The 4619-nt window shown below is 69.7% G+C and carries 1 protein-coding gene; it reads left to right on the top strand.

Annotation, left to right across the window (positions count from 1 at the left end; all coding sequences use genetic code 11):
• On the top strand, positions 1 to 4619 hold a 4619-nt coding region (locus tag QX108_RS33385), incomplete at both ends, for a non-ribosomal peptide synthetase (protein WP_315799640.1).

Below are 4619 nucleotides of genomic sequence, written 5' to 3'. Positions count from 1 at the left end.
ACCGAGGCGACACTCGCCGCGATCTGGCGCGACGTGCTCAAGCGCGAGCAGATCAGCGTCACCGACAACTTCTTCGCCCTCGGCGGCGACTCGATCCAGTCGATCCAGGTGGTGGCGCGCGCAAGGCAGGCGGGATTGTCGCTGACGGCGCGGCAGGTGTTCGAGCAGCAGACCATCGCGGCATTGGCCGCAGTCGCAGGCGCGGCGACGACGACGGTGGCCGAGCAGGGGCTGGTGGCGGGCGCAGTGCCGCTGACGCCGATCCAGCATTGGTTGTTCGGCCAGGATCTGGCGGTGCCGGATCACTTCAACCAGGCGGTGCTGCTCGATTGCGCCGCGCTGACGCCGGAACTGGTGATGTCGGCACTGGACGCGCTGCTGCGTCAGCACGATGCGCTGCGGCTGCGGTTTGTTCGCGGCGAGCAGGGCTGGCAGCAGACGCACGATGCGACCGCAGCCGCGCTGCAATCGGCGGAGCTGTTCGAGGCGATCGATCTGTCCGGCCTCGATGCCGCCGTGCAGGCCCCGGCGCTGCGCCGGCATGCCGAACGGCTGCAGGCGAGCCTCGATCTGGCGCAGGGGCCGGTGCTGCGGGCGGCGCTGGTCGATCTGGGTGAAGGCGGCCAACGATTGCTGCTGATCGCGCATCATCTGGTGATGGACGGGGTGTCCTGGCGGATCCTGCTGGAGGACCTGGGCACGGCGCTGTCGGTGCTGCAGCGGGGCGAGCCGGTGCGGCTGCCAGCGAAGACGAGCTCGTTCCGGCACTGGGCGGAGCGGCTGGTGGCGCATGCGCAATCGGACGCCGCACGCAATGAGCTGAGCTACTGGCAGAACGTGCCCTGGCAGACCGCACCGCGGCTGCCGCGCGACCATGAAGAGGGTGAGAACACCGCAGGCACCCTGCAGCTGGTCAAAGTCGCGCTGGATGCGGCGGAGACGCAGGCGCTGCTGCAGCAGGTGCCCGAGGTCTACCACACGGAGATCAACGACGTGCTGCTGACGGCGCTGGTGCAGGCGTTCGCCGGCTGGACCGGCGCGCCGCGCCTGCTGGTGGGACTGGAAGGCCATGGCCGCGAGGAGCTGTTCGGCGACGTCGACGTGTCGCGGACGGTGGGCTGGTTCACCAGCCTGTTCCCGGTGCTGCTCGACGTGGAGAACGCCAGCGATCCCGGCGGGGCGCTGAAGCGGGTGAAGGAGCAATTGCGCGCGGTGCCGCAGCGTGGTGTCGGCTATGGCATGCTGCGCTATCTCGGCGGCGGCGACGTGCCTGCGCCGGACGTCGAGGTCAGCTTCAACTATCTCGGCCAGCTCGACGGCGCCGCCGGCGGGCAGGCATTCGGCTTTGCGCCGGAGGATGTCGGCCGCGAGCAGCACGCGGCCAACCGGCGGCCGCACCTGATCGACGTCTCCGCCCATGTCGGCAGCCGCGGCCTGGAGCTGCGCTGGTTCTATGCCGGCGAGCTGTTCGAGGCGGCCACGATCGAGCGGGTGGCCCAGCGCCATGTGGCGGCGTTGCGCGAGCTGATCGCGCATTGCCGGAGCAGCGCGGGCGGGCTGACGCCGTCGGACGTGCCGCTCGCGCAGCTCGATCAGGACACGCTCGACCGCATCGTCGGCTCGGTCGGCGGAGCGCGGCATGTTGCCGACCTCTATCCGCTGTCACCATTGCAGCGGGGGCTGCTGTTCCACAGCCTGTATGAGCCGGATGCGGCGGTCTACGTGATCTCGCTGGCCTGCCGGCTGCAGGGCACGCTGGATAGGGAGGCTTTTGAACAGGCGTGGCGGCTGGTGGTGGCGCGGCATGCCGTGTTGCGCACGGCCTTCGTCGGCCATGAGCTCGACCGGCCGCAGCAGGTGGTGCTGCGCGAGGCGGCCTTGCCGTTCCGCCATGAGGATTGGCGCCATCTTCCGGCGACGGAGCAGGACGAACGCTTCGCCGAGCTGCAACGCTCCGAGCGCGGCCGCGGCTTCGACTTCGCAGCGCCGCCCTTGATGCGGCTCTGTCTGATCCGGATCGGCGATGACGATCACCGGCTGCTGTGGAACGTGCACCACATCGTGCTGGACGGCTGGTCGCTGCCGCTGCTGCTCGACGAGGTGTTCGCGGCCTACTCTGCGCTGAGCCGTAGCGCAGTGCCGGCGCTGTCTGATGTGCGGCCGTTCAAGGACTATGTCGGCTGGCTGCAGCGCCAGGACATGGCACAAGCGGAAGCGCATTGGCGCCGTCGCTTGGCCGGGTTCGACACGCCGTCCTCGTTCGGGCTCGCCCGTCCGACCGCGGCGGCGCACGCAGACCAGACCGAGCGTCATGTCGAGCAGCATGGCGAGCTCGCGCTCGCCGACCTCGAACGCTTCGCCCGGCAACATCGTCTGACCGTCAACACCTTGGTGCAGGGCGCCTGGGCGCTGCTGCTCGGCCGTTACGGCCGCAGCGACGATGTGGTGTTCGGCGTCACCGTCTCGGGGCGTCCGGCGGAGCTCGCCGAGGTCGAGCGCACGGTCGGGCTGTTCATCAACACGCTGCCGCTGCGGGTGGGACTGCCGGGACAAGTGCAGGTTCTGGACTGGCTGGCGGAGATCCAGGCGCGGCAGAGCGAGCTGACGGACTATCAATATACGTCGCTGGCCGACGTGCAGCGCTGGAGCGAGGTGACGGAGGGCACGGCGCTGTTCGAGAGCATCGTGGCGTTCGAGAACTATCCGGTGGAGATGACGGCGGTCAGCGGCCAGCGAGAGCTGCGGATCAGCGAGGTCGCTCCGCTGGAGCGGACCAACTATCCGCTGACGCTGCAGGTGACGGTGGGAGGAACGACGCTGTCGTTCCGCCTGATCGCGGACACCACACGGTTCGCAGCGGAGGCCGCCGGGCGTCTGATGGCGCATCTGGCTCGCCTGCTCGGCGAGATCATCGCCGATCCGGCACGGCCGATCTCTGCGATCCCGCTGCTGAGCGGCGACGAGCGTCAACAGGTGGTGCGCGGCTTCAACGCGACCGATGTGAGCTATCCATCGGCGCTGCTGCACGAGCAGATCGCGGCGCAGGCCGGGCGGACGCGGGAGGCGGTGGCGCTGCGCTTCGAGGACCAGACACTCAGCTATGAGGCACTGGAGCGGCGCGCCAACCGGCTGGCGCATCATCTGCAGACGCTCGGGGTCGGGCCGGACGTGGTGGTCGGGATCTGCGCCGAGCGCTCGCTGGACATGGTGGTCGGCGTGCTCGGCATCCTCAAGGCCGGCGGCGCCTACCTGCCGCTCGATCCCGGCCTGCCGCCGGAGCGGCTGGCGATGATGCTGGAGGATGCCAAGGTCACGGTGGTGCTGGCGCAGGACGCGCTGATCGAACGGTTGCCGGCAACCGAGGCCGTCGTGGTGCGGTTCGCGGCGGATGTGGCGGCGATCGCCGGTCAGCCTGACACCGCGCCGTTCACGTCCTGCAATCCGGACAATCTGGCTTACGTGATCTACACGTCGGGCTCGACGGGACGGCCGAAGGGGGTGATGAACAGCCACCGCGGCATCGTCAACCGCATCGCCTGGATGCAGGACGCCTACCGGCTGACGGCCGGCGACGTCGTGCTGCAGAAGACGCCGTTCGGCTTCGACGTCTCGGTGTGGGAGTTGTTCTGGCCATTGACGCAAGGCGCGGAGCTGGTGATCGCGCGTCCCGGCGGGCATCAGGATCCGGCCTATCTGTCGGAGCTGATCGAGCGTCACGGCGTGACGGTGATGCACTTCGTGCCGTCGATGCTGCAGGCGTTCCTGGAAGCAGGAGAGCTCGGCCGCTGCGGCAGCCTGCGCGAGGTGATCTGCAGCGGCGAGGCGCTGCCGGTTGAGACGCAGAACCGGTTCCTGGCCGCGTTGCCGAGCCGGCTGCACAATCTGTACGGCCCGACGGAGGCGGCGGTCGACGTCAGCTTCTGGCCGTGCCGGAGCGAGCCGGAACAAACGCAGGTGCCGATCGGGCGGCCGATCAGCAACATCCGGCTCTACGTGCTGGACGCGCAGCTGGAGCCGGTCCCCGTCGGCGTGGCCGGCGAGCTGTATATCGGCGGCGTCGGATTGGCGCGCGGCTATCTGCATCGGCCGGGACTGACGGCGGAGCGGTTCGTGCCGAGCCCGTTCGCCAGGGGCGAGCGGCTGTACCGGACCGGCGACCTGGCGCGATGGCGGGCGGACGGCGTGCTGGATTATCTCGGCCGTCTCGATCATCAGGTGAAGCTGCGCGGCTTCCGCATCGAGCTCGGCGAGATCGAGGCGGCGCTGCTGGCGCAGGCCGGCATCGCCCAGGCCGCGGTGGTGCTGCGCGAGGACGGCGGAGCCAAGCGGCTGGTCGCCTATGTGACGGCGCAGCCGGACGCCGTGATCGACCCCGACACGCTGCGCGGCCGGCTGCAGCGCAGCCTGCCGGACTACATGGTGCCCGCGGCGATCGTCGTCCTCGCGTCGCTGCCGCTGACGCCCAATGGCAAGCTCGACCGCAACGCGCTGCCGGCGCCGGAGCGGCAGGGCCCGGCGGAGACGATGGTCGCGCCGCGCAACGCCACCGAGGCGACACTCGCCGCGATCTGGCGCGACGTGCTCAAGCGCGAGCAGATCAGCGTCACCGACAACTTCTT

Origin of the sequence: Bradyrhizobium sp. SZCCHNR1002, from assembly GCF_032381435.1 — a bacterium.
Taxonomy (GTDB): domain Bacteria; phylum Pseudomonadota; class Alphaproteobacteria; order Rhizobiales; family Xanthobacteraceae; genus Bradyrhizobium; species Bradyrhizobium aeschynomenes.
Note: the sequence above shows the minus strand (reverse complement) of the source record. Positions and strands in the feature narration are given on the sequence as shown.